23 protein-coding genes and 1 pseudogene are annotated in these 24921 nt (G+C 54.2%); all 24 read right to left on the bottom strand.

Features of this window, described 5'->3' with window-relative positions:
• Positions 1 to 2 precede the first annotated feature (2 nt).
• Positions 3 to 2060: a hypothetical protein gene (locus tag AC13C0_RS12790; protein ID WP_482954506.1), complete on the bottom strand. Its 2058-nt coding sequence runs from the start codon at positions 2058 to 2060 to the stop codon at positions 3 to 5.
• Between the two features lie 69 nt (positions 2061 to 2129).
• The gene (locus AC13C0_RS12795) at positions 2130 to 3566 is read right to left on the bottom strand and encodes a mannose-1-phosphate guanylyltransferase/mannose-6-phosphate isomerase (RefSeq protein ID WP_482954507.1); all 1437 of its coding nucleotides are present in this window, start codon (positions 3564 to 3566) and stop codon (positions 2130 to 2132) included.
• Positions 3563 to 5383 (bottom strand): glycosyltransferase, encoded by a 1821-nt coding sequence (locus AC13C0_RS12800; protein ID WP_482954508.1) that lies wholly within the window; start codon positions 5381 to 5383, stop codon positions 3563 to 3565. The genes AC13C0_RS12795 and AC13C0_RS12800 overlap by 4 nt, the downstream gene beginning before the upstream one ends.
• A 98-nt stretch (positions 5384 to 5481) precedes the next feature.
• Positions 5482 to 5679: pseudogene (locus tag AC13C0_RS12805) on the bottom strand (sugar phosphate nucleotidyltransferase); the annotation flags it as partial.
• A 66-nt stretch (positions 5680 to 5745) separates the two neighbouring features.
• Positions 5746 to 6279 (bottom strand): histidine phosphatase family protein, encoded by a 534-nt coding sequence (locus tag AC13C0_RS12810; RefSeq protein WP_482954509.1) that lies wholly within the window; start codon positions 6277 to 6279, stop codon positions 5746 to 5748.
• A gap of 16 nt (positions 6280 to 6295) precedes the next feature.
• Positions 6296 to 7285 (bottom strand): nucleotidyltransferase domain-containing protein, encoded by a 990-nt coding sequence (locus tag AC13C0_RS12815; protein WP_341582316.1) that lies wholly within the window; start codon positions 7283 to 7285, stop codon positions 6296 to 6298.
• A gap of 15 nt (positions 7286 to 7300) precedes the next feature.
• Complete coding sequence (locus tag AC13C0_RS12820; protein WP_341582317.1) at positions 7301 to 8359, bottom strand: HD domain-containing protein; 1059 nt, start codon at positions 8357 to 8359, stop codon at positions 7301 to 7303.
• A gap of 222 nt (positions 8360 to 8581) precedes the next feature.
• The gene (gene rfbD, locus AC13C0_RS12825; RefSeq protein ID WP_482954510.1) at positions 8582 to 9457 is read right to left on the bottom strand and encodes a dTDP-4-dehydrorhamnose reductase; all 876 of its coding nucleotides are present in this window, start codon (positions 9455 to 9457) and stop codon (positions 8582 to 8584) included.
• Positions 9458 to 9595: 138 nt separating this feature from the next.
• Positions 9596 to 9961 (bottom strand): GxxExxY protein, encoded by a 366-nt coding sequence (locus AC13C0_RS12830; protein WP_341582319.1) that lies wholly within the window; start codon positions 9959 to 9961, stop codon positions 9596 to 9598.
• Between the two features lie 52 nt (positions 9962 to 10013).
• Entirely contained in the window at positions 10014 to 11081 is a 1068-nt protein-coding gene (gene rfbB / locus AC13C0_RS12835; RefSeq protein ID WP_482954511.1) for a dTDP-glucose 4,6-dehydratase, read from the bottom strand.
• A 38-nt stretch (positions 11082 to 11119) separates the two neighbouring features.
• Positions 11120 to 12412, bottom strand: coding sequence for a glycosyltransferase family 4 protein (locus AC13C0_RS12840; RefSeq protein ID WP_341582321.1), 1293 nt, complete (start codon positions 12410 to 12412; stop codon positions 11120 to 11122).
• Positions 12349 to 13431 (bottom strand): capsular polysaccharide export protein, LipB/KpsS family, encoded by a 1083-nt coding sequence (locus tag AC13C0_RS12845; RefSeq protein ID WP_482954512.1) that lies wholly within the window; start codon positions 13429 to 13431, stop codon positions 12349 to 12351. The genes AC13C0_RS12840 and AC13C0_RS12845 overlap by 64 nt, the downstream gene beginning before the upstream one ends.
• Positions 13432 to 13439: 8 nt before the next feature.
• Positions 13440 to 14525: a KpsE/RkpR family capsule polysaccharide export protein gene (locus tag AC13C0_RS12850; RefSeq protein WP_482954513.1), complete on the bottom strand. Its 1086-nt coding sequence runs from the start codon at positions 14523 to 14525 to the stop codon at positions 13440 to 13442.
• On the bottom strand, positions 14522 to 15184 hold the full coding sequence (locus AC13C0_RS12855) for an ABC transporter ATP-binding protein (protein WP_341582324.1): 663 nt from the start codon (positions 15182 to 15184) through the stop codon (positions 14522 to 14524). The genes AC13C0_RS12850 and AC13C0_RS12855 overlap by 4 nt, the downstream gene beginning before the upstream one ends.
• Positions 15181 to 15975 (bottom strand): ABC transporter permease, encoded by a 795-nt coding sequence (locus AC13C0_RS12860; RefSeq protein WP_341582325.1) that lies wholly within the window; start codon positions 15973 to 15975, stop codon positions 15181 to 15183. The genes AC13C0_RS12855 and AC13C0_RS12860 overlap by 4 nt, the downstream gene beginning before the upstream one ends.
• Positions 15975 to 17714 carry a polysaccharide biosynthesis/export family protein gene (locus tag AC13C0_RS12865; protein WP_341582326.1) on the bottom strand — a complete coding sequence of 580 codons (1740 nt, stop codon included), beginning with the start codon at positions 17712 to 17714 and terminating at the stop codon, positions 15975 to 15977. The genes AC13C0_RS12860 and AC13C0_RS12865 overlap by 1 nt, the downstream gene beginning before the upstream one ends.
• On the bottom strand, positions 17711 to 18016 hold the full coding sequence (locus AC13C0_RS12870; RefSeq protein WP_341582327.1) for a DVU3141 family protein: 306 nt from the start codon (positions 18014 to 18016) through the stop codon (positions 17711 to 17713). The genes AC13C0_RS12865 and AC13C0_RS12870 overlap by 4 nt, the downstream gene beginning before the upstream one ends.
• 179 nt (positions 18017 to 18195) lie before the next feature.
• Positions 18196 to 19599: a capsule assembly Wzi family protein gene (locus tag AC13C0_RS12875; protein ID WP_341582328.1), complete on the bottom strand. Its 1404-nt coding sequence runs from the start codon at positions 19597 to 19599 to the stop codon at positions 18196 to 18198.
• Positions 19600 to 19850: 251 nt separating this feature from the next.
• On the bottom strand, positions 19851 to 20411 hold the full coding sequence (locus AC13C0_RS12880; RefSeq protein ID WP_341582774.1) for a sugar transferase: 561 nt from the start codon (positions 20409 to 20411) through the stop codon (positions 19851 to 19853).
• Positions 20408 to 21355, bottom strand: a complete 948-nt coding sequence (locus tag AC13C0_RS12885; RefSeq protein ID WP_341582329.1) for a UDP-glucose 4-epimerase family protein — start codon at positions 21353 to 21355, stop codon at positions 20408 to 20410. The genes AC13C0_RS12880 and AC13C0_RS12885 overlap by 4 nt, the downstream gene beginning before the upstream one ends.
• Before the next feature lie 18 nt (positions 21356 to 21373).
• Positions 21374 to 22516 (bottom strand): glycosyltransferase family 4 protein, encoded by a 1143-nt coding sequence (locus AC13C0_RS12890; protein ID WP_482954514.1) that lies wholly within the window; start codon positions 22514 to 22516, stop codon positions 21374 to 21376.
• 124 nt (positions 22517 to 22640) lie between these two features.
• Positions 22641 to 23723: a glycosyltransferase family 4 protein gene (locus tag AC13C0_RS12895; protein WP_341582331.1), complete on the bottom strand. Its 1083-nt coding sequence runs from the start codon at positions 23721 to 23723 to the stop codon at positions 22641 to 22643.
• Entirely contained in the window at positions 23720 to 24658 is a 939-nt protein-coding gene (locus tag AC13C0_RS12900; RefSeq protein WP_482954515.1) for a glycosyltransferase family 2 protein, read from the bottom strand. Before AC13C0_RS12900 ends, AC13C0_RS12895 begins: the two co-directional genes overlap by 4 nt.
• Positions 24659 to 24679: 21 nt before the next feature.
• Positions 24680 to 24921 (bottom strand): hypothetical protein (locus AC13C0_RS12905; protein WP_482954516.1); only part of this gene is annotated, 242 nt, incomplete at its 5' end.

Here is a 24921-nt window from a genome sequence, read left to right on the forward strand (position 1 = left end):
GATTATTTTCTATCTTTGGCTTTGTGAATGCGAAGCATATTGGCAGCCAACTCTTGCCATTCATCCCAGTCCCTCGACAGTCTCCTACCCGTATCCTTGAGGTTCACAAGTATGTCAGGGAGTTGGTGGATCAGTGATCGAATCAATACTTGGTCTGGATCGGGTATCTGTTTCCATACTCCGGAATCCATCGAGTTCGGGAGCGAAAAACGCAACTCCAGCTTTTGTCCGTGCTCACTCTCACTTTCCGCAAACCAGTGTTCGAGCAGCTGCTCCTGTTGATCGGGAATTTCCAGCTTGGGCTGCAGACCAAACTCATTCGGTTTAACACCTGCGCAGGAAAGTCGGAACTGCCATTCAGGCGCGTAACGTCCACCGAAACTGACGTCCTTCAACGTTATCCAGAGATGTTCGTAATCCGGATTGACCTGCTCGTGTCGCAAATTCACTCCCTCGAAAGCGAGCTTGTGGTTGGTTGGCTTAGGTTTGCTACCCAACCTGGCAAGCCATCCCCGGCGCTCATCCGCTTGCTGAGATACTTCCCGTAACCGTTGCTTGAGCTGTTGATTCTCCGTTTTAAGATTTACGAATTCGCCGCTGATCTCCTGATGGTTGTGGAAATAGTATTCCAACTCTTCCTGAACCTGATGTAGCTGCAAAAGCAAGAGCTCATTTTCTTGCTTTGCTTCTTCAAGCCGGTGATTCAACTGCTTGAGCTCTTGAGCCAAGTTATCGCGTTCGACACGGGCCCGTTCAGCGGCTTCATTACTGGCCACGCTCGCTGCTTCACTATCTTGGTGCTTGTTGAAAGTGGCTTCCAGCTCATCCTGCACCTGATTCAATTGCAGAAGAAGAAGTTCGTTTTCCTGCTTTGTTTCTTCAGACTGTTGAGTCAACTGCTTGAGCTCTTGGGCCAAGTTATCACGATCGATACGGGCCCGTTCAGCGGCTTCATTACTGGCCACATTCGCTGCTTCACTATCTTTTTGCTTGTTGAAGGTTGCTTCCAGCTCCTCCTGTACTTGGTTAAGCTGGAGAAGGAGGATCTCGTTCTCAGCAAGTCGCTGTTCCTCAAGGTTCGCCAACTCCTCAGGCGTGACAGATGGCAGCGCTTTGGCCTCCGCAAGCTGTTTTTCCAGTTGCAGCTGGTTTTCAGTTGTTGCATCCAGCTGCTCCTGTACGTAGCGAAGCTTGGTCAGGAGCTGCTCATTCTCCCTCCGGAGTGTCTCAAGAGCCTTACGATCGCTGTCTGAAAGATCCCGGGCACAGCGTTGCTGGTAGTCCCTCAGGATGGACACGAGAGAGAGATTGGCAGAACCCAGAATATTGCCGTCTATATCGGATTGCGCTGCTGGCTCGGCCAGTGGGAATTGGGCGGCCTGTAGCTCTTCACGCAGGGGCATGAGACCTTTCCCATGGTCGATCAGGCTTTTCTCGGCAATGTATTGGGCGAGCGTAATGGGAGCCTCTTGCCGGGAATGACCGGCAAGCACCGGAACATAGCTTGAAGACAAGTTCAGTTCTAATCCCCACCGCTCCTCAAGCTTTTCCACAAAGGCTGAAGGGTTGGCGCGGGCTTGCCGGGCATTGACCAGCAAGCATCGCTCCGGATTATCCAGATAGAACGTCAGCATAAGCTCATGCTGGTACCGCCATTCCTGGAGGCAGGCTTTCTCATCTACCTCTTCACCACTCTCTCCGCTTCCCTCCAACAGGTGATGCGCAAGGTATTCCTGGGGGTCGGAGGTCAGAAGCAGGAAACACATCCCGGACTCGAGTTCAGCCCAGAACTCGAGCGCATCGAGAGTCGCAGGATCTGACCAGCCCCATTGCGGCTGCTGAAAATTAGCCAACAGGAGGTCACCAGCCAACTGCTCCCATAAGCGACCAGGGGCTTGCTGCTTCCTCAGCAAAGGGCCGACGCGTGCATGCCAATCTTCCAGGCTGATGGTTGTCTCGCGCTCAATCGGTTTTGCCGATGCAAGGCCTCCCTGAAACAGGAGCTTGCTGGCACTTTCGAAATCACGCCCAGGGGTACCGGTAATACAGAGGGTTGTCATAAGCGGGTCTGTAGATAAAAGTGATGCATAGAGTGGAGGAAACGTAAAGTATATTGGCTGGTTTGGAGCTTATTTCGCTCGCCCATACCCGTCTTCAAATCGGACAATGTCATCCTCGCCGAGATAGCTCCCGGATTGCACCTCAATGATATCCAGCGGCACCTTGCCAGGGTTCTCCAAACGGTGCGTTTCTCCCATCGGGATGAAGGTGGATTCATTCTCTCTGAGAAGAAACTCTTTTTCACCGCACGTAACCAGCGCGGTGCCGCTGGCGACAATCCAGTGCTCGGCACGGTGATAGTGCATCTGCAATGAGAGTTTCTCGCCCGGCTTTACCGTGATGCGCTTGACCTGGTGGCGCTCACCCATGTCGATGCCACGGTAAGAACCCCAGGGACGGTGAACGGTGGTATGCAGGTGGTGTTCGCCACGGCCTTCCCGCTTGAGTTGATCAACAAGATCTTTCACCCCCTGTGCATTATGACGATCAACCACCAGGACAGCGTCATCGGTAGCCACCACAATTACATCATCAAGCCCGGAAACGGCGACCATGGCGTGGTCTGCATGCACATAGCTGTTACGGGTATTGTGCAATAGCACGTCACCAGTGGCGACGTTGCCTTGCTCATCCTTCTCTTCGATATCCCACAGCGCAGACCAGGCACCAAGATCGCTCCAGCCCATATCGACGGGGACCACCGCTGCATTATCCGTCTGCTCCATTACCGCGTAATCTATCGAGTCCGATGGCGATGCGGAAAAGGCGGCTTCATCCAGGCGGCAAAAGTTTAAATCCTCATGGCTGTTTTCCAAAGCGGCGCGTGCAGCAGCCAGCATTTCAGGCTGGAACGCTTCCAGCGCATTGATGTAGGTGTCTGCCCTGAAGAGGAATATGCCGCTGTTCCAGGCATAGTCGCCAGATTCAAGGTACTGCTCTGCTGTTTTCAGGTCCGGCTTTTCAACAAAGCGTGTTACCTCAAAAACACCGTTTACATCACTTGACCATGGCTGCCCTCTCTGGATATAGCCGTAGCCGGTTTCCGGTTGGGTCGGGGTGATACCAAAGGTTACCAGAGCGCCTCCAGCGGCTGCTTCTGCGGCTGCCTGAACTGCCTCGTGAAAGCTTACCTCATCAAGAATAACGTGGTCTGATGGCATAACCAGCATCAAAGCATCCGCTTGCTTCTCGCTCAGTCTGAGAGCTGCTGCTGCAACCGCGGGCGCTGTGTTACGCGCAACCGGTTCAAGAATGATGCCGTCCGGCTCGATCGCAACTTGCCGCAGCTGTTCGGCAAGAATGAATCGGTGCTCTTCGTTACAGACCAACAGTGGATTCGAGAAACTTTTCCGCTGAACACGCTTGGCGGTAGCCTGGAGCATCGTTATGCCGTCGTCACCGTGCAGCGCCAGGAATTGCTTGGGAAACCCCGCACGCGACATTGGCCATAAACGGCTACCAGACCCACCTGACAAGATCACCGGATGAATAGAACTGTTGATCATTTAGAAAACTCTCCTTTTTCTGGCACTGGCTGCGCAATAGCCTGCAGCCTTTGTTTAAATATTTCTCCGCAACTCTCGGGAGAAAAGCGATCGGTATCGTATCGAACAGGTATTTCAGACCGCCCCTTACTTAATTGATTTTTCATTAACTGTGCAGCCTGTTCTGTGTCTGGCTCAGCCCAGTGCTGACCTTCGCCGTAGAAGTAATCGTTCTTGCCAAGCTCAATTAACGAAAAATCGACACATTGAGTCGGTGGCTGACAAAACTCCATATTGCCGGAATAACCCGTGGCAATGAGCGGTAAACCCAGCAACTGCGCTTCTGCCAGCCCTCTTCCAAAGCCTTCGCTGCGGTGCAGCGAAACATAGCAGTCACAGTTCCGATATAAGGCCAATACCTCAGGCCGCCTTAATTCGGTGGTCACCAGATGGATGCGTGGATCATTGTCGATCAGCTCTCCCAGCTCTACCCACTCTGGGCTCTGGGGCTTGAGGTGGCTGATTTTTAGTACGAGCCCTGCCTCTTCAGCATCTTTGCCTTCTGCAGCAAGCTTGAAGGCCTTGATAACCGCGTGCGGGTTTTTTCTTGTTGGGCGGGAGTTCATATCGAATGAGAAGACGAATAGATATGCATCATCCGGCAAGCCCCAATGGCTGCGGGGTAACTGCGCCACTTCTCCAACGACGACCGGGAGCCGAATCGGCACAACCGGCACCGGCGCTTTAGCGTATGCGTCAGCGGTGTAATGGCTAACGCCCCAAAGTTCATCAACCAGGGACCAAGTGTGGTGCCATGCCTCTGGCCATGCCGGCAGCTCCCAGGGCCAGAGGCCAATAGTGTAGTGGTGAGCAAGAACGTGGCTGCCCCTCTCACAGATATAACGGCACATTTCGATGCCGGTCATGCAGAAAACATTAAAACTGTACTTTGGCTCGGAAACGACCCAACCATCAACGCTGGTATCTTTCTGACTTACATCTTTGCCCAGCTCGATGTTAATGATACAGAACGGAATATCTGCGGATTGCAGCGCCAGTGCAAGCATGCGCACATCCTCGCCAATGCCCAGCTCGCCCTTTGCATAGCCATAAAGATTGACGCCAAATGGCCCGGTTACTGATTTAACACTTTTGTGTTGCGCCGCCTTTTCATTAATCTTCTTTGCAACTTTCGTTACCTGTGCGGTACCCGGTGGTGCGGACTTCTTCCGGATGACACTCAGCAACCGGTTACTGCTTACCGGCAACAAAGAAGCCAGGTACTGAATAAGCATGCCGGGCTTTTCCACCGCCACCGAATCGGGGCAACTTTCGGGTTGGTGGTTCCCCCAGGCTGCTTCGATGTCCTTGCAGTTTTCCTCTATGGTTTTGAGGCTTAGCTGATCGTCATCAGGAAGGCTGATGTGATCTTTAAACGCCTCGAAATTCGCGAAATTGGATTCCAGCGCCTTGATCTGCCAGTTCTGCACATTTCCCAGGCTCAGAAGCTGGCGCCCCTCCCGGAAGTACCATCGGGCAGCGCGATGTCTGAGCTTGCCGTTCGCCTGGATTTGAGCATCCCAATATTTGCCCCTATGAAGACCGGCCAGATACATTCCCACAGTGTAAGCTCCCTGCCAGTTATCATCCTTGCTGGATGGCAGGCTGACAGGCCTTTGTAGCTCACGGTTCCACTCTTCGATTTCTGTCAGAATTCGACACTCTCGGCGCCCGATTGCGGTGCACCAGGCCAGGAACGCGAGATAGTCTGTTCTCTGATTATTATGGAGTGGAAACTTTTTTTGAAGATTGGGGCGCAGTAACCAAATGGCCAGCATGCCGCCATATATCCGGGTCGGGAGATTAAAGTTTATATCGACCGGTTTGTGGTAAGGATGCATCGAAGAGCTCACGCCAGTAGCTCGATCAGGTATTGGCCATATTGGGTTTTGTATAGCTGTTGCTCTTCGGGTGTGGTGATGATCAATATATCCCTGATTCCCGCAAGCATTAGCACGGAAATGGGATAATAGATCATTGGCTTGTCGTAAATCGGCAGGAGTTGCTTGGATACGCCATGGGTGATGGGGTGCAGCCGGGTGCCGGAGCCGCCGGCGAGGATGATGCCTTTCATTCGTTTAATACCTTTTTTGCCACTAAATCCACTAAAGGACACGAAAAAAGAAATAAGATGCGATTTTTAGTGGTTTTGCTGATTTTGGGTCAGTTGGGGGGGGGTAATGGTTACGAATTCTGCGTTGCTGAGTGTTGATTTGTCCGGATCTGGGGTGTAGCCGTAGCTGCTGACCAAGCACCGGTATATGCCGGAGTGGGAGATGATCAGCGTGTCACTCTTCGTTTCGTCAATATGGCGTATAGGTGCTAATCGGGTAAAGAGTTCGGCCATGGTCTCTGTGGTCAGGTCGGTTTCAATCGCAGCTCTATTCGCCGGTGTTTTTTTCAGGCCTTCGAAGCGGCCGTAATCTCGTTCTATCAGCCAATCCGCCACCTTGACGGGCGGGTTGTCTGGATGACGGTTGGCGATTATGGTGGCTGTATCCTGTGCCCTGCTGAGCGGGCTGGTGATAATTTGGCCCAGAGACATTTGGGCAAGCCTTTCAGCGGTTTGTTGTGCCTGGGCGACTCCTGCGGCATTGAGGGGCTGATCCAGCCGCCCCATCCAAAGGCTATGTCTGTTGTAGTCCGTTTCGCCATGTCTCAAGAAGTAGATCATGGTTTGATCGCTGCCCTCAGAAAATCAGGGCGTGGTGTATTTCGTGGTCGGCCGTATACTTTGATTTAAGCCAACCCGCCAGGGTTTCCGAAAGTTCGATGCCCTTTTCACGAAGCTCGTTATACCTTTGGCACTGGGCCCGATTTTCTTTTTGCAGCACTTTTAGCTGTTCCCTGGTTCGCGGTTCTGATATTACGGCAAGAAAGTACTCATACAGTTCCAACACTTGCCTGGTTTCTGGTTGGTTTGGGGCAGCCTGATAGATCCGTTCCAGGCCCTGGCAATCAAACCAGTCACCGATTTTTTCCAGTTTGTCGGTAATAGGCAGGCCGGTGGTTTCGGCTACCGCGACAATGCCGCCGAAATAGAGAATCTTGCGGGAGAATCTCAGTTTTACCTGCCTTAGCCCCCACCCTTGCTGCTGGGCACTGACTTTGTGCTCGAAATCTGTGGTTATGGTGCGATAGTAGCGGATGATGTCGTTTAACAGAAAACGCGAGAGCCGCCCGTCTGTATCCGTTTCTTTGATGTAGCAATTCAGTAATTCCCTGCGGTACTGCTGAAAGCGCCCTTCACCATAAAGCCAGGTACCCTCAAGCAGGAACAGCAGCCTGCGGGTAATGTGGTAATTGGTGTCTTCCGTTCCGCCTATCTTGCTAAGAATATCTGCAAATCTTACACATGCCCTACTGCCGAAAGTGCCAGTTTCGCCCGTGCTGTTTGGTACATATTGATCAACCACCTTCTCCACTGCGACGAGTTCCGCCGGTATGGCATCTTCCGCATCGCGATCAGAATCGAAGAGGATGTAGAGGTCCAGGTCCGAAGCGCTGGAGGCCTCTCCTCGCCCATAAGAGCCCACTGCTACTATGGTGATCTTGCCTTTGTAGTCACTGGGCTCCAGCTTGTCAGCCAGAGCTTTTCTGATTAATTCAAGCCGTTCTGCGGTATAAGCTCTGGCGGCTTTAAGTTTTGGGTAATCGGTAAGGATTTTTTCGTATGCCATTGGCGTCCGTGCTTGTTATTCAACGAGAGAAATCTGAATCGGCCATTCTTCGAGCTTTTGTATTGCTGGCAGCGTTACGGAAGCTCCCTGCTTGGCACAACGGTATCTTGCCAAGCCACGCTTTTCGATATCGAGGTAGTAGGAGCGTGTGGTGTACCGAACTTGCCGGCCCGACAGCCAACTTACTTTCAGCGATTTTCTGTTAATTTTTTTTAGATTTTCAAACAACCCGGCATACTGCTTTCGCCAGAGGTTTTCTGAGCTGAACATGTCTTTTTCCGCAAACTCTGCGCGCTCTTGTTCAAAGTAAAGCTGAGAGAGTTTGTCGGCCAGCAGGCCTTGGGTGCTGGTGATCAGGTTGGTATAAACCCGATGCTTCATGGTCCAGAAATAATCCAGGTCTTTCAGGCCTGTGTTCATGCCTGAAAGAAACGATGCTTCGGCTAACCTAACTCGTTGGCGGTTAAGATGAACCGCGATGCCGGGCTCAATCAGGCGGTAGGTTCGTGTGATGCCCTCAATGGTATCTATGTTGATAGGGCTCGCAAACAGATCGCCGCCATCTACATATCGGGCCCGCTGGTCGATCAGAGAAATCAAGAAAGGAATATCAGAATGTACTTCCAGCCAGTTATGTAAGGTTTCGCCCAGTTCATTCTGGCCTTTCAGAATTTTTTCTCCGGCCAGGTGGTGGCCGTAGCCAATGTGTTTTTTGATAAATGGCTCGGCACTGTGTGACAGTGGCGGGTGCCCAATGTCATGGAGCAGCCCGGCAAGGATCAGGTGCCTGCTTAGCTCGCGGCTATATCCCCGCTTAACCGCAACGAAGTTAGCCAGTGCCGCGACATTCAGCGAGTGGTCTGCCCTACTGCCTGTGCGTTGTTTTGGGCTGCGGGCAGCGTAGTCCAGTGCGCCCAGGAATGAGATATCTTGCAGCCGTTGAAATGCGGCACTGGTCAGTACCGGCGCAAAGAATGGATCGCGCTCGATCTGTACTCGCCAGAATTGCAGGGCATCTTGCTGCCACCGCTCTGCTTCAGGCTCTGGTATATGAGAAAGGCCAGGCTGTTTCATAGTCTCGTGGTGCCTTTCTGGACCGTTGAATGGCTGTCTCAGTTAGACTATCCCCATTTTAGGCTACTTTGAGGGCGAAGATACACCGTCTTCTCCCATGAGCTCCATGAAGAGTTGTATCTGTTCTTCTGCTTTTCTAAGCTCTTTGTCCATGAGTTTGCCAATTGCTGTGCGGGCTTACGCCTAATGTTACTGTCATGCTGATGTTACTCCGAGACTTGATTACGCTTCTTCCAGATATTCGCCGAGTGTTAACTGCAACTGACTCTGCCAGTCTGGCATCTGGATGTTGAGGGCGATTTCCAGTTTAGAGAGTTCCATTCTGGAGTTCAGCGGGCGTTTGGCCGGCGTTGGGTAGTCGCTTGTGGGGATCGCGCGCGCATTTTCCGGGCCCATGGTGAGTTGTTCACCGTGCGCTTTGGCCAAGTGGAAGATTTCTTGCGCGAAGCCTTGCCAGCTGGTTTCACCCGCCGGGGCAAGATGGTAGAGCCCCGCTGGTATGTTGCTGTGGACAGCTATGGAAGTTATCTGAGCAATCAGCCTTGCCGGTGTGGGCGCGCCGATCTGGTCTGCCACTATGGTCAGTTCGGTTTTGCTCTTGGCCAGCCGCAACATGGTTTTCATAAAGTTGTTGCCGCGGGCACTGTAGACCCAGCTGGTGCGGAAGATGAAATGTTCAGCGCCGCTACGCTGGATGGCCTGATCCCCTTCAAGTTTGGTTTGGCCATACACGCTCAGGGGTCCGGTTTCGCTGGTTTCCTGCCAGGGTTCTGTGCCGTTGCCCGGGTAGACGTAATCGGAGCTGTAGTGCACCAGGAAAGCACCCTGCTCAACGGCAAACCTGGCCAACTGCTCGGGCAGGCCCGCATTTAGGCGGTAAGCTTCTTCCTGATGTTCTTCGGCGGCATCTACTGCGGTCCAGGCGGCGGCGTTGACGATGAGGTCTGGTTGATGTTGCTCGAGGTAATCGGCAACTGCCTGCGGGTTCATCAGGTCCACTTCCGCTCTTGTCGGTGCTGTGATGGAGCCCAGTGGGGCCAGGGTTCGGTGGAGTTCGAACCCCACCTGGCCGGTTTTGCCTAGGAGGAGGATTTTCAATCTAAAACACCTTTTTTGGGGCCACGGACGCTCACGGACTCACACGGACTCACACGGACACAATACGAATTAATGAATAGATATGTTTTTCAAAAGCCTTCTTGGTCTTTGTCCGTGTAAGTCCGAGAGTGTCCGTGGCTAAACAACAATTCTTTTTATGAACGCTTTCGGGTATGTGAAGTTAACAAGTATGCCTACGGATTTTCCGGTTGCTCTCAAATAGTTGATGAGCTGGGGCTCGGCCGACAGGGGCAGCCGTTGTTGTGCTTTTAGCTCGAGAATCACCGTGTTATTCACCAACAAATCCAGCCGATGCTCGCCTACCAGCTGGCCTTTATAAGTTATGTTGACCGGCACCTCAGTTTGAACCTCCAGCCCCCGTTGCTGTAACTCAAGCTCGAGTGCCCTCTGATATACGCCCTCAAGAAAACCAGGACCCAGAACTTTATTAACTTCAAAAATCGCCCCACGTATCCTGTAGGTGAGGTCTTCTTCCTTGATCATTTGTCTCTCTTTCGTCCGTGAACATCCGTGAGTGTCGGTGGCCAAAACGTCTTTAAGCAGTTACCCCCAGACGCTCACCCTGGTAACTGCCATCTTGCACTCGTTTCCACCAGGTTTCATTGTCCAGATACCACTGGATGGTTTTGCGTAGGCCGGTTTTGAAGGTTTCCTGGGGCGTCCAACCCAGGTCGTTTTCGATTTTGCTCGCGTCTATGGCGTAGCGCAGGTCGTGGCCCGGGCGGTCTTTTACGAAGGTGATCTGGTCACGGTAGCTGGTATCTTTGGGCACCAGTTCCTGGAGGATGTCGCAGATGGTTTCTACCACTTCCAGGTTTTTCTTTTCGTTGTGGCCGCCAATGTTGTAGGTCTCGCCAATTCCGCCTTGCTGGGCCACCAGTATCAACGCGCGGGCGTGGTCCTCTACGTAGAGCCAGTCTCGGATCTGGCTGCCATCGCCATATACGGGGAGTGGTTTACCCGCCAAGGCGTTGAGGATCACCAAGGGAATCAGTTTTTCCGGGAAGTGATAGGGGCCGTAGTTGTTGCTGCAATTGGTAACCAGCGTTGGCATGCCGTAGGTGCGCTGCCAGGCTCTTACAAGGTGATCAGAGCTGGCTTTGCTGGCGCTGTAGGGGCTGCTTGGGGCGTACGAGGTGGTTTCAGTAAAGAGCTCGTCAGTATTCTCGAGATCGCCGTAAACTTCATCGGTGCTTATGTGGTGGAAACGGAAGCTTTTAGATTTTTCCGGATTGGTTTCTTGCAGGGCTTTCCAATAACCGCGCGCAGCTTCCAGCAGTGTATAGGTGCCGATGATGTTGGTTTCCATGAAGGCGGCGGGGCCATCGATGGAGCGGTCTACGTGGCTTTCGGCAGCCAGGTGCATCACGATGTCTGGTTTATGGAGGTTGAACGCTCCTGCCATGGCCTCGGCATCACAGATATCCGCCTGGATGAAGTGGTAGCGAGGGCTATCTGCAACACTGGCCAGAGATTCCAGGTTGCCGGCATAGGTGAGCTTGTCCACGTTCACTACATTGTGATCGGTGTTCTCGAGAAGTTCACGAACAACGGCAGAGCCGATGAAACCGGCACCGCCGGTAATCAGGAAGGTTTTAGGCATGGGTCTGTTGTCAGTCTTGGTGGTGAAGAGATTGGATTCTATCGCCAGGAGTCTGCCTGGAGGCGCCCGTTAACAGGCTCTGGTTCGCTGTGTTCAACGCCCGCTTCGCGAATGGCAATGCCAATATCACGGAGAATGCGGCGGTTGATCTTGCGTACGTCAAAGTGGTCCTGGGCGAAGTTGAAACTTGCCAGGCCCATGGAACGAACGAGTTCGGGCTCCCTCAGGAACTTCAGCATGGCTTCTTCCAGGGCCTCCTGATCGTGAGGAGGCACCAGGAAACCATTCACACCATCTTTAACAGTTCTTCGGCAGCCCGGTACATCGGTTGTGATCACCGGGCGGCCCATGGCGAGAGCTTCCTGGGTGCTGCGCGGTACGCCCTCACGATAGTAGCTGGGCAGAACAAACACACTGCTCGCGGCAAGCCAGGGGGTTACATCCTTTACTGCGCCCGGGTAGCGGACTACGCCCTCGCTGACCAGCTCTTTTAACTCGGCTTTATCAACCGCCCCCGGCTTGGCATCGGGCGCACCCAACAGAATGAATTCAGCCTGAGGGTATCGCTTGCCAAGGGCTTTGGCGGCATCCACAAAATAGCGTACGCCTTTTTCATGCAGCAGGCGGGCAACAAAGATGAAGCGAATGGTCTCGGTGACCGGCGGGCAGAAGTAGTAGCGTTCAAGGCAAACGCCAATACCGCCCAACACTTCCGGTTCCGGCCGGATTACGCCAAAACTTTGCAGGTCTTCTTTGTCGCCCTCGTTCAGCACATACAGCTTGTGGGCCATAGGCAAGCTGAAACGGAACAGTCCTGCCATCACTCTGCGAATCAGGCGCTTTCGCAGCCTGTCTCCTCTCGGGCTCACCGTGAATATCCGGCCAAGGCCCTCAATCTTGGCGATTCGCCTGGGCACACCCGCCATACGAGCGGCCAGGGTGCCGTAGATGGCCGGTTTGGAAAAGTAACAATAGCTCAGTGAAATCCGATGGCGGACAAACAGTTTACGCAAATGCCAGACGGCCATCAGGTCGCTGACGGGGTTGGTGCCAAGCTGGCTCATGCGGTAGTGCACCGGATGCGCCCCCATATCGCGAATGGCCTGTTCGGTTTCCGGGCAATAATCGGTAGCGAAGGCATAGACTTGATGGCCTGCTGCGACCATGTCTCGAATGAGTTCACCCCGGAAGCCCAACATGGTATCCACCAGGGTGCCGACTATCGCGATGTGCTCTGAGGAACCTTGGGATTCGGCACCTAGTGTTACTACGTTTTGCCCCAGACCACGTTGATTGCCTTGCGTGTCTGTTTTTTTATCACTGCTCGCCATGAGGACGGACTTCCTCGCCATTGTTGCAGTACATCCAGGATCTGTTCCGGCGATACATAGTTCCCCGTTTGCCGGCTTACATAAAACGGGTACTGGATCAGGGTTGCATGCGCCAGTTCTGTCAAGCTCAGAACGCGTTGCCGGCGTTCGCACGCCAGTTTGTCTGTTGTCAGGCCCCAACCCGCATAAAAGGGTAGCCCGTAACAGATGACACGTTTGTTACGGATCAGTGCTTCAAACCCGGTCAGTGAGGTCATGGTATGCACTTCGTCCACCTGGGCGAGGAGTGCATCCATTGCCGCCTCGGTGACCACTTCATCGCACCAGGCCGGTGCGCTTGCTTCCTTTTCTCCCGCTTTGCGGGCACCGGCCACCACATCCGGGTGGGGTTTGTAGATTATCCATGCGTCGGGATTGGCTTCCCTGACCTGGCTCAAAAGAGCCATATTCGTTCTGATTTCCGGCGACCCGAATCGTATGGAGGCATCACTCTCCACCTGGCCTGGCACCAAAATGACTCGCTCTTTCCCCTCAGGACGCTGCCAACCGGAATACCCGGTGTTGTATTTGGTGATGCCGGCTTCCTGAATTTTATCTAGCAGGTTCTGTGCCCGCTCTTGCTCCTGTTCGTTAAACACGTGGGTGTTCAGGAGGTTTTCAAGGCGGGAAGGCCCCTCGGCATCGAAATAAAGGTGGTCGAAGTCTGCCACCCAGGACAGCGGCCGGGCAAATTCGGCGCCCAGGCCAACGGACCTGAGGAATCCATCTTCCAGTCGGATGGTTATGCTGCCGTCGGGAAGTCCCGCTATCTTCCGGCTTCCCCAGACAAGCACCACGGCTCCCCCGGGGATCCTGCCCGGATGTCTTACGTGGCGAATCTTCACTCCCTGAACAAAACTCGCCAGCGCCGGCCGCCAGTGGGGATTGAAACCAAAAGCGACAACCGGTCTCCCCTCGATGCCATGCTCGTGGGCAAACTGCTGCCAGTTATTGGGAGTGTCAGGCCGGTTCGGCGCCATCTATCTGGTTAGTCCCGATGGTCCCTGACGACAGATGCAATCAGGTGAAAAATGGCGGCGATCAACAGCACCATAATGGCGAACACGGTGATGTTGTATAACCGTTCGGGCCGGGTGGGAAATTCCGGAAGCGTCGGGTATTCCAGAACGGAGATCTGCTTGAGTTTTCTGGAGGCTTCCACCCGGGTTGATTCCAGCGCAACAAGGGCATTGGAGTAGAGCTCCAGGGCAAATTTGGCGCGCATTTCCAGGGTTTCGTATTCGGCAGAAACCCGGTTCAGGGATTCACCACTCTCGCGAGCCAGCTTGTTTCTTTCGATTTCGATTTGTTGTTCAAGGGCCTGGGCTTCGTTACGCAACTTACGGACCTCCGGAGAGCTTTCGCTCTGGAAGCTTTTCTGGGATTTGATCCGGGCTTCCAGTAAGGCTAACTCAGCCTGGAGATGAGACACGGTTGTAAAGATAGCTTCCACGGTTTGGGTGGGGGCGACCAGTCCGTTCTCATTCTGGTATTTCAGGATGGCATCGCGCGCCTCGAACAACCTCTGCTCCAACTGCTGGGCTTGTTGGTCAATAAACTCAACCTGCTCCTGCGCAAGGCGCTGGCCCATCAGGTTCATGTGCTGTTCACCTTCCTCAAGCAGTGCCTGGGTTATGGCCTGAGCCATCTCCGGGGTGTAGGCCTGAACCTGAACCTGCAGCAACTGGGCATAATCGTCAAAGTGCACCTTGATCATGCCTTGCATGTACTCGTAGAAGGTTTCGATGGGTACGTCTTTGCTTTCAAGTCTGGACAACCAGTCAATGCTGGGCTGAGTGTAATGGCTTCGCAGTTTCAGCTTTTCATCCAGCTTGCGAATCATGTTGACGGACTCAAGGTGGTCTTTCAGCAAAAGCAGATCTCCGGAGCCGCTGGTTCCGGAAAGCAGAGAAGAAACGTTCAGGCTGGCCGGGTTGATCTCGGGGGACTGCAGGACTATGTGGGCCCTCGATACATACCGGTCTGTTGCCAGCAGGCCCCAATAGACTATCGCCAGCAGAACAGCGACCAGGGCCAGCAGCCAGAACGGGTTTTTCTTCAGAAATCGGGTCATTTACCGAGGCTCTCGTGGTATTGCTTGATGGCATCGTGGATGTTGTCGAACCAGGTGGCATTGCCCTTTTCCAGAAGAACGCCGGCCTGGCATAAATCTTTGAGCATGCCTTCCTGGTGGGAAACCATGATAATGCTTGCTTGCCCTACCCTGTCATGGAAGGCTTTGGTGGCTTTTTCCTTGAAGGCTTTGTCGCCTACGGCTGTGGCTTCGTCTGAGAGGTACACGTCGAAATCGAACGCCAGCGACAGGCCAAAGGCGAGGCGGCTGCGCATACCGGATGAGTAGGTTTTTACGGGTTGGTCAAAGGCTTTGCCGATTTCCGCGAAATCCTGGACTTTCTGGATCAGCTCCGGAATACGGCTGTTACCGCCGTGAATCCTGGCAACAAACTTGACGTTCTGGCGGCCGGTCATAGAGCCCTGGAACCCTCCGCCAAGACCGATTGGCCAGGATACCCGGCAGTGGTGGGTGATTTTGCCTTTGTCCGGCGCATCCATGCCACCAATCAAACGCAGCAGGGTGGACTTACCTGCACCGTTGCGGCCGACAATGCCCACGCTGGTGTTTTTCGGGATCGTGAAATCAACACCTTTGAGCACCCAATCGCCGCCAAAAGGGCCGTGGTAGCGTTTGTATACGTCTCGCACTTCGATCATTGGGCCAATAGCCTGACCTTGTAACGCACCTGCAAGAGCAAGCCCAGTAACAGGGCACCGAGAACCCACCAGGCGGGATACAGCAGGCTGACTCCATCTATCAGCCGATAGCCCTCAAAAAATCCATAACGGATATTCTCGATGAGGTGGAGTACCGGGTTGAATAGAAGATAATAACGGATGTCCTGGGGGAAATACTGTACCGGAATGATGATGCCCGAGAGAAAATACAACGGGAACATAATCATAGTCACAAATTTTTGCAGTTCTGGAAGTACGGTGATGACTACCGAGAAAACAAGGCCAGCCCCGAGGCCGAAAAGCCACACCAGGCACCAGATACCGATTACATATAAGGGGTCATGCGGCACCATGTGCTGGCCCAGAAGGGTAAACACGAGCACCAGAACCAGCATTACAATGGTGCTGAGCACGCCCTCAAGGCCGGAACGAACAAACAGGGTGTCTGCCGGATGGACCTGCCGGTATGCAAACAGTGCCCGGTTAGCCGAAATGGCGTTCATCCCACGGTTCATCTGATTGCGGAACAGAATAAAGGTTGTTACACCAACAACCAGCCAGGGCACGAAATCCGCACCGGGAATGATTCGGGCATGCCCGATGAGCGTCCGCACCCAGACCAGCAGCAACACATGAGCAACCGGCTCTGCCATCAACCAGAACCAGGCAACCCGGTCCGCGGTAACGCGGGCCAGTGCCTCACGCATAAACAGCGCATGCCAGACGTGGATGGTTACCCGCCAGGGGCTTCGAACAATCGCTTCAGCCATCAGAGATCAAGGGCTACCCTGGTTGCAACAGCAATCTGGTATAGAATCTGGGTGACCGTTGATGCGATCTGCAGATTCTTGGTTTCAACCTTTGGCAAGACCAGAATCTGGTCGCCCGGGCGCAATGGCACTTCGCCGGCATCCCTAACTTCGCCGTTCTGGCGGGCGATGAGAATATGATCATCGTCTGCGTGCTGGCTGAATCCGCCTGCCGCTTCGATGTAGTCGCTGACAGCTCGGCCCGGTACGTAGACCAGGGATTGCGGAATATAGACTTCTCCGCTGACCAGAATGGAATCCGTGCGCTGGGGCAAGGTGATCACGTCGCCATCCTGCAGGCGGATGTCCACCAGTTTGCCCTGATGGGCCACCACCAGGCGGCCGTTGGGTTCTACCTGGCGGGCTTCGCGCACAAACTGGGAGATCAATTCAGCTTCTCTGGCCCGGATGGCGGATTCTTCAGCCGTAGAGGAGGAAGCGCCGAGGTAGGTGGTTTCCAGGCGGCGCAGGCTTTCATCGAGCGCTTCTTTCTGGCGCTCGGCAACGCTTTTCCGGCGGATGGAGATGCTCTCGTAGGCGGTTTCTTCAGGGTTTACCGCCACTTCGTTAAGCAGTTCATGCAAGGAGGTGCCTTTGGGAACCACGTAATAGGAGCGGCCGAGGTAGGCGCCTTCAAGTTGCACTACCAGGCTGTCGGCACGCTGGTCTGCCAGGAAAATCACTTCGTCGCCATCGGCCAGTGCCGTGGCCTTGAATTGCGCAAGCCGGAGGTACCCGGAATAGGGCTCTACGCCACGTTTTCCGCGTATCAAAGCATGGGAAACCCCAGGCAGCAGTGGCGCCATTTCAGTGAGCCTGGCACCCATCAAGGGGCCATCTTTCAGCTCGAAGACATGGAATTGGCCTACGTCGCCCAGCACGGTGATCGCCGGGCCGCGGCGCTCTACGAAAACGGTATCGCCATCCTGCAGTTGCGGATGCTGCAAGTCGCCCTTGAGGATAAAGTCGTACAGATCCAGCTCGGCGATCACCTTGCCATCTCGCCTGAGGGTTATGTTGCGGTAGCTGCCCAGATCCGGGTTGATACCGGAGGCCTGATCCAGAAGGTAAAGCACAGAATCACTGGGCACGCCAACATAACGGCCAGGCTTGTTCACAAATCCGGTTACAAATACGGCGACCGGCTGAACGCCCTGAAGGTTGGTGTATACGCTGACGTTATCCGGGTACACCTTCCGCACAGCGGATTTTACAATCGCATCAAGCTGGGCGTGAGTGACACCCTCAACCTGCACGGGGCCTACAGAGGGAATAAAGATATTGCCCTGGGCATCAACCGGGAGCACCCGGTCCAGTTCCATGGCACCCCACAGCCTCAGGGTTATCTGGTCGCCGGGGAGTACCCGGTAATCCGGGTTCAGGCCATCTGAACGCAGCCCCCGGAAGCCGCCTTCAAACAGGCCTGCGCCGAAGGGTGTCAGTTCCGCTTTCTGATCTTCTGTCAGAATCGGGCCATAGGTGCCCGTCTGGCGATTGGTATTGGATTGCGCTTCACTGGCGGCCGCATCCGCTTCGGATGCTGAGCTTGCCTGAGTGGCCGCTTCAAGCTGCGGTAATAGCCTTTCCCTCTGGCTGGCGGGAATGTCGCCCAGGCTTTGGGCCTGGAGTGGCAAGGCCAATGAAACTGCCAGGAGCAAGAATAGCCCCTGGATGAGCTTTTTCAGAGACACCTCGTTCATTTGGCGTCTCCTACGGTCAGCTGCGGGCGGTCTGTTTCCGCAGGAGAGAAGGCCCGCGTGGCACCCCAGCGCCCCGAGCCGTACTTGCAAAGATTAACGGCATCAGGTGCAACACCCTGACTTATGATGGTGGTTGAAAAGCAGGGTTTTCCGGAAGCGGAGAAGTACCTGGCCTTCATTTCGATTCGGATGTTTTCTCCCCAGGGCGTCCTGGCCAGAGACACCACTTCACCGGGCCCAGCCTGTTCCACCTCGTTTGAGTGCGCTTCTGAAAGGTAGGTGATGCTGTCCCCTGTGTACATCCAATCTGACGTATAGCCTTTTGAAGAAGCAGCCTGATGCCCACCTCCAGTCGCGGCGCAGCCTGCCATCAGGAATGAAGACACCAACGACAGGAGCAATTTGCCGGGAATTTTTCTGGGTGATACTGACTTCATGTGCACGGGGCCTGAGTTTTGGGTATCAGAATGAGTAAGATTTATCAGAATGAATGGGTCCAACGGGCTGACAAGGACCACTGATCCAGCTCACCGGAGCGGACTTCAATTTTGTCTTCCGCCAATTGTGCAAAAAGGCTCAGCTTGCCAGTTCGCACGGGTATCTCGTAGTACCCGGAAACCACAAAGACACGCTGATCGCGTGCGGGAACCGTATATTCTACCTCAGGATCCGGTGTGCTAACGCGGGAATCGGGATTTCCCATAAGATCCAGCAAACTGAGGGAGACCCCCAGAGTGCTGCCTCGTTCGAAAAAGTCGTAATAACCAAGAGTGATCAACTGACTATCAGAATCTATCGATGCCGCCATGTTCCGCCCCTTATACCGGTACCCGGTGCGGTAGACCCTGTGCTCGTAACTGATATCGGGCATCGGATCCCCGAACAGATTATCCGCAAGGGTATCGGCGCCTTCAACAAACCAGCGCTGTTGCCGGCCCCAGAGGCTCGTGGTGGCGTCTGCACCGAAGAGCCAGGATTTTCGGGAGGGAAAGCCTCCGGCTTCGTCTTCTCCCATCATCTGGCCATAAACCCCGGCAGTCTCGCCTCCAACCTCAAACCCGTAACGAACGTCGACGGCGCCGAGCTGGTTGCTCGGGTCTTGTGAGCTGTCCCGGGGGTTATCATTGCCGGTAAAGGCATCCCAGAAGGTACCCGGGCTTGAAGAACGCCCCTCTCCGCCGAACAGAAAGGTCCGCGTGAGCCCGATATCCAGGCCCTTAACCGGGCGAAACGTCCCCCTGACACCAACCCACAAGGGCTCTGGTACTTCACGCGCTTGTTCGAGCTGGCTGGCTGCAAAGGTTAACTGCCAGGGGCCAATCCAGGAAAGGATCGGCGTTTCGAAGGGAGCTTGGTCCACTCGGTTAAACCAGATCCCGGGGGCCGGCCTGGCGTTGTCTGAGAGGATCAGGCTGGATTGCCAGCCAGGGCCCCACCAGCGGTCAATAGCACCGGCTCCGAACTGCCAGTTAAAGGCACTGAGGGTGATGAAAGAGCCATCCAGCCGGAGCGTGTCGTCATCGGAGGGATTTACAGCCACGGAAGGACTAACACCGGCTGCCCACCAGGCTCCCTGGTACTCAATATCGAGGCCCAGCTCACCTTGTTCACGGGGTTCGCCGGCGAAGCTTCGCAGAAAGGGTGTCTCCGAGGCGCCTTCCAGAGTGATACGGCTGCTTGCTCCGCGCTTTGTCTCGCGGTCTACGGCTTGCTTCTGTATCGGCCAGGTGGTAACTGTCCGGTTGAGCTGGCCGGAATCCGCCTGGCTCTGGATTTGGTGCCGCGCCCGAAGATCTCCGGGACTGACCCAGGGTGCCGAGAAGGTGGCAAAAGGAATCAGGCACGCTACCGCCCCACCGACCAGGGCCCAGTGTTTTGAGGTCATAGAATGGATATCAGTTAAGGACAGGCAAAATAAAGGCGGGGACAACAAACTCCCGACTGCGTCCCTGTCAGTTCGTGAATGCTCTTAGGTGAATGCGCGCAGATTCTACTGCAATCGCAGGAACAGAAAAATGGAAAAAAGGCTGACACACGGGGTTTCAGGCAGTTAGGCGGGTAAAGAATTGTTAAAGCTTTCAGAATGCATGTATTTTAACCAGATTTCAGGCAAAGCCGGACCGCGAGGTGGGCTGGTTACCCGCCTTCCCCCGGTATACGGTCGCCCGCGCCTTTGCCGGCGACGGTCATGAAAATGTACTTGAAGTACGCAGGCAGGGTGAGATTCTGAAGCATCTTCTGGTCGGTTTCCGCGAGCAGGCGAGGGGTAGACATATCGATATCATTGACCTGCGCCAGGCCTGTTATACCGGGGCGGGCACCAAGTACGCCTCGCCGTTCCCTTTCGGCAATCAATTCCTCCTGATTGAACAAACAAGGCCGGGGGCCAACGAGGCTCATTTCTCCTTTGAGCACGTTCCACAGCTGGGGAAGCTCGTCCAGCTTGGTGCCACGCAGAAAGCGGCCGAAAGGCGTGATCGCGTTGGCACTGGCCAGATGACTTGCCACCGAAGCGGTGCCTTTCCTCATGGTGCGGAACTTGACCAGGGTAAACGGTTTTTTGTTCCGCCCCACCCGCTGTTGCCGGAACAGCGGCGAGCCGGTATCAAAAAGGCCCACCACCAGCAGAATCAGCAATATCGGAGCCCCCAACACCAGCCCAAGCAGGGAAAAGAAAAAATCAAACAAACGAATCAGCATACATTCTCCGGATCGAAACAGCGGCGCAGCCCTTCTTCAACTGAAAAGGGCGGCTCCCAGCCCAGTAGGTTACGGGCTTTCGAAATATCTACCTGCAAAGAACCCAGCACGCGCTGCGCAACTGCCGTTTTACCCAGCAGGCCCGCACCGAACATCAATACCCCTGCAGGTACCGGAATCAAACGGGCAGGTTTACCCATAGCCTTACCGATTCCACGCAACAACTCCGTAGCAGAAAGGTCCTCGCCATCTCCGGCCAGGAACACCTGATTACCGGCCCTGGGGTGATCAATGCAGGTGATTATAAGGTCCACCAGATTATCCAGAGCCACCAAAGAGCGTTTGTTGTGGATGGCTCCCAGGGGGAGAGGAAGGCCTTTCTCAAGCAGTTTGATCATGGTGGCAAAGTTACCCTTTACACCGGGGCCATATACCAGAGGCGGGCGGATGATAACCACCTCCATGCCGGTTTCCTCAGCTAAAGCCTGCAATGCCTGCTCCGCCTCCATCTTGGAGATGCCGTAGGCGTCCTCGGGAGCAGGTTTATCATCCGGCCTGAAAGGTTGATTCAATGGGGTGTGTTCACCATTCACCTTGATGGAACTGATAAATATAAACCGTCGGACACCGGCTTTGGCGGCCTGGCGGGCAAGATTGAGCGTGCCGTCGACGTTAACTTTGCGGTATTCGGCCAGCGGATCTTCGGTTTCATCCCGCATAACATGAGCACGGGCAGCTGCGTGAATGACCAGATCCTGTGTATTCAGCGCTGCCACCCAATCTGTGCTCGTATTCAGCTCACCAACAACAAACTCTTTTCCACAAACTGCGGTGCCAGATTGGCGGACCGCACACGCCAACGAAACGCGGTCCGACTGGTCAAGCTGGTGCGCAAGGCGCCTTCCAATAAATCCAGTGGCGCCAGTTAGTAAAACTCTCATGAACTAAACCATCCGTAGTTAATCATGCCCCGAAACCTCGTCATAGATTTTCAAGTGCTGGGCGACAATGTGCTCAATAGAAAAGGCATCTTCCGCCAGCATGCGACCGGCTTTCCCCATTCTTTTCCGAAGCCCGGAATTTTCAATCAGCTTTTGAATTGCGTTCGCCAAGGCAACTGGATTCTTAACAGGAACCAGAAGCCCGGTTTCACCGGGTGTTATCGCATCTCGGCAACCCGGCACATCCGTCGCCACCACGGCTCGCCCGCAGGCAGCAGCCTCCACAAGGCTCTTGGGCAGCCCCTCGCGATGAGACGGAAGGCACACGATATTCGCAGCAGTGTACTGCGCTGCAATATCAGAGCGGAATCCCAATAATTCGACTATTCCCTCCTTACGCCACTGATCAAGCTCCGCCTCAGTTACACTTGTAAGATTTCCCGGATCCGCGGAACCAATCAACCTCATCCGGACCTCTAAACCACGATTCCAGAGGAGTCTGGCCGCTTCAACGAACTCAAATACCCCCTTATCTCTCAACAGGCGCGCGGCCATCACCACCACCGGCTTACCCCCCTCCGGCTCAGGCACAGAGGGAAAGTCATCCAGCGAAATGCCGGAACCTCGTATCAAGCGGACATCACCACCATGCAGAGCACCCAGCGAGATCAAAGTATCGCGATCATCCGGATTTTGAAAAATAACCGCCAAACGCTTCTGCTTGAAAGCTGCCGAGTATAATTTGACAATCAGCCATCGGCGCAGCTTTGCCAGTACGGAATCTGCCAGAAATACCGTACCCAGCCCCGAAACCGCAGAAACAACGCCAGGCACCCGACCCAACCGCGCCGCAATGCCACCATAGAGCACCGGCTTAATAGTTATAAGGTGAACAAGATCTGGTTGAGCTTTCTGAAAAAGCCGGGCTAAACTCACCAGAGTTCTGAGTTCCACTAACGGATTCTGCCCGCTTCGCGCAAAACCAATCGGGTGATGGAGGAAACCTTTCGCCCGAATGGTCTCAACGCCAGGCCCAGGAGCCGAGGCGACATGCACCACGTACCCTGCTTCTTTGGCAGCAACGGCTATCGGCAACCGATGCGACAGAAAAAACTCAGGGGCATTGACCACGAACAGTATTACTTTGGGATTGGCTGCCAACGTTTGCTCGCCTTACACATTAGAATTCCTGATTACTTTTTGGTCGAGTGTGATGAGGTTGGAGCCGATAAAGCCGGCAAAGCCTGTGATCAACCAAGACTTTGGCTGCCGTGGGAGTATTTTCTTAAACTCCGTCATCGCAGCCCGCTCCCTTGGCACGCCTCAAAACGTCCACAATTCGTGGTCCCTGAGTCTCTGTAGAATAGCATCGCCACACACGCTCCCTGCCATTGCCTCCCATCCGGGCTCTTACTGCGGGATCTTCGTTCAACAAATCAAACAAGGTGCTCCGCCACTCATCCGGGGAACTTGCGAGATACCCCGTTTTTCCTTCCTCGACAATCTCGCAGTTAACGCCCACAGGTGACGCCACAACGGGCACTCCACACGCCATGTACTGAATCAACTTATAGCCACACTTTCCTCTCTCCCACAGCGAGTCGACCAAAGGCATGACGCCGATATCAAATTGCTGCACGGAGTCCACTTCAGAAGCTTCCGTCCATGGCCAGGTCTCCACCGGGGTACCTTCAAAATCTGCCGGATTAGCCCCAACGGCGACAAAGCGCACAGGCAGCACTTGCTTGAGCGTTTCAAACACAGGAACCAGCACTTCCAGATAATGACTGGTTTGCGGTGTGCCTATCCACCCCACTGTCAGGACTTCTGAGTTCGCTTTTTGCCTGGGCCGGTAACGGTCAGCATCTACCGCCGTCGGGATAATTTCGACTCTTTTTGCGCCGGCCTTCCGGGCCCGATCTGCGAGGTACCGGTTACCGGCAGTCACGCAGTTGGCATGGCGCATAACGGAATCGATTTTTTGCCCCAACAACCTCCGCACCCAACGATAGGTATGGCAATCGTAACGATGAAACAGGGCATCGTCGTAATCCACAACATAGGGCACGCGCATGAGTTTCAGGAAACGTTCGGCAATAGCCGGCATAAAGGGAAAAAGCTCCTTCTCGATAATGACGACATCAAACCGTCGGGCAGAAAGTAATGCCAGAATCCGAACCACGTAGCCTTTCAACACTTCGCGCCAGCGGGAACCGCCTTTGTACAGTGCCTTTACGTAAGCATCCGACAACAACGGCTTTACAGTGACTTCGATGCCTTTTGACTGGAAATACGGTAAATACTGCAAGAAGCGAACACGGGAACTGGCGCCCAACGGTCCGTAGCGGGATAACAGCAGGACTTTCATGGGTTATAGCGCCCCTCGCCTCGCAGAATGTGGCCCATAGCGCGCCAAAGCATGCGATACGCTGCCCAGGTGTGCTTAACACCGGTAACATCGCCGCGCAACAGACACCAGGCCGAGCGGGTAAACGGCTCAATAACATTGGTAACGACCAGCAGCAACCAGGCTTGCCAACGGGGAAAGTGCTTGAACGCGTAGAGCAAACGGCTGCGCAATGAATAAAAAAGACGATGTGCCTTAACCTGCCGGGAAGTACCGCCACCGGCGTGGAAGGCCTGGGCTTCGGTTAAGTACCACGTGGGCCAGCCTGCTTCATTTGCACCTTTTGAAAGATCAACGTCCTCCAGATAAACGAAGAAACGCTCATCAAACCCACCGACTACCTCAAAAGCCCGGCGTCGAATAAGATAGAACGCCCCCATAACATGATCGACACGAGTTGTTTCGCCGTGCCCCCAGTCAGCCATATGAATGCCGCTGCCCGTCAAACCGGGCAACTTATCCAATCCCAGCGCGGAGGACACCAGGCGCCCCAATGTCGGGTAGCGTGCGCAAGTTCGACTGACCCTGCCCTGCTCGTCCACCAGTTGAATGCCGCAAATTCCGACTTTCCCGTTCTCTGGCCGTTCCATAAAAGCCAAAGGCACAGATATGGAATCGGCTTCCAGCCGGGTATCTGGATTAAGAAAGAGTATGTAGGGAGATTGGCCCGCTTTCGCGCCAATATTACAGGCTGCACCGAAGCCCAGGTTTTTTCCAGTGCGGATTACCTCCACATTCGGCAACCCCTCAACTGTATCAGCAGAGCCATCTGTAGAGCCATTGTCCACAATAATGATCCGAGAGACTTCGCCTTTGGCGTTCCTGTTGATGGACTCCAGGCAATCCTGGAGCTGGGTGCCTGCGTTCCAGTTTACAGTTACTATATCTATAGTCATTAATTGATAAATCTCATAAAATCACTTAAACAAAATAGCTAAATCCTTCGTAATTACTTGAACCGATAACAAAGTATATGAAAGCACCGAGAGACAAAAAAACAATGAAAGCACAATACAGAGAGTTATGGTGATTTCTGGTGTATGGAAGCAGGCTGAAGAGGTGGCGTATCCTGTTGGTTGATCACCGCGACGATCACAACCAACAGAGGAATGATACGCCATGTCCAAGTCTAACCTGCATGCTCTTTCACAACCAGAGA

It is taken from the genome of Marinobacter sp. B-21, from assembly GCF_056857895.1.

What these genes read in the sequence shown, in the direction of transcription:
- AC13C0_RS12790 (WP_482954506.1), bottom strand. Translation starts at nt 2,060, where the DNA reads ATGACAACCCTCTGTATTACCGGTACCCCTGGGCGTGATTTCGAAAGT.
- AC13C0_RS12795 (WP_482954507.1), bottom strand. Translation starts at nt 3,566, where the DNA reads ATGATCAACAGTTCTATTCATCCGGTGATCTTGTCAGGTGGGTCTGGT.
- AC13C0_RS12800 (WP_482954508.1), bottom strand. Translation starts at nt 5,383, where the DNA reads ATGCTGGCCATTTGGTTACTGCGCCCCAATCTTCAAAAAAAGTTTCCA.
- AC13C0_RS12810 (WP_482954509.1), bottom strand. Translation starts at nt 6,279, where the DNA reads ATGATCTACTTCTTGAGACATGGCGAAACGGACTACAACAGACATAGC.
- AC13C0_RS12815 (WP_341582316.1), bottom strand. Translation starts at nt 7,285, where the DNA reads ATGGCATACGAAAAAATCCTTACCGATTACCCAAAACTTAAAGCCGCC.
- AC13C0_RS12820 (WP_341582317.1), bottom strand. Translation starts at nt 8,359, where the DNA reads ATGAAACAGCCTGGCCTTTCTCATATACCAGAGCCTGAAGCAGAGCGG.
- AC13C0_RS12830 (WP_341582319.1), bottom strand. Translation starts at nt 9,961, where the DNA reads ATGATCAAGGAAGAAGACCTCACCTACAGGATACGTGGGGCGATTTTT.
- rfbB (WP_482954511.1), bottom strand. Translation starts at nt 11,081, where the DNA reads ATGCCTAAAACCTTCCTGATTACCGGCGGTGCCGGTTTCATCGGCTCT.
- AC13C0_RS12840 (WP_341582321.1), bottom strand. Translation starts at nt 12,412, where the DNA reads ATGGCGAGCAGTGATAAAAAAACAGACACGCAAGGCAATCAACGTGGT.
- AC13C0_RS12845 (WP_482954512.1), bottom strand. Translation starts at nt 13,431, where the DNA reads ATGGCGCCGAACCGGCCTGACACTCCCAATAACTGGCAGCAGTTTGCC.
- AC13C0_RS12850 (WP_482954513.1), bottom strand. Translation starts at nt 14,525, where the DNA reads ATGACCCGATTTCTGAAGAAAAACCCGTTCTGGCTGCTGGCCCTGGTC.
- AC13C0_RS12855 (WP_341582324.1), bottom strand. Translation starts at nt 15,184, where the DNA reads ATGATCGAAGTGCGAGACGTATACAAACGCTACCACGGCCCTTTTGGC.
- AC13C0_RS12860 (WP_341582325.1), bottom strand. Translation starts at nt 15,975, where the DNA reads ATGGCTGAAGCGATTGTTCGAAGCCCCTGGCGGGTAACCATCCACGTC.
- AC13C0_RS12865 (WP_341582326.1), bottom strand. Translation starts at nt 17,714, where the DNA reads ATGAACGAGGTGTCTCTGAAAAAGCTCATCCAGGGGCTATTCTTGCTC.
- AC13C0_RS12870 (WP_341582327.1), bottom strand. Translation starts at nt 18,016, where the DNA reads ATGTACACAGGGGACAGCATCACCTACCTTTCAGAAGCGCACTCAAAC.
- AC13C0_RS12875 (WP_341582328.1), bottom strand. Translation starts at nt 19,599, where the DNA reads ATGACCTCAAAACACTGGGCCCTGGTCGGTGGGGCGGTAGCGTGCCTG.
- AC13C0_RS12885 (WP_341582329.1), bottom strand. Translation starts at nt 21,355, where the DNA reads ATGAGAGTTTTACTAACTGGCGCCACTGGATTTATTGGAAGGCGCCTT.
- AC13C0_RS12895 (WP_341582331.1), bottom strand. Translation starts at nt 23,723, where the DNA reads ATGAAAGTCCTGCTGTTATCCCGCTACGGACCGTTGGGCGCCAGTTCC.
- AC13C0_RS12900 (WP_482954515.1), bottom strand. Translation starts at nt 24,658, where the DNA reads ATGACTATAGATATAGTAACTGTAAACTGGAACGCAGGCACCCAGCTC.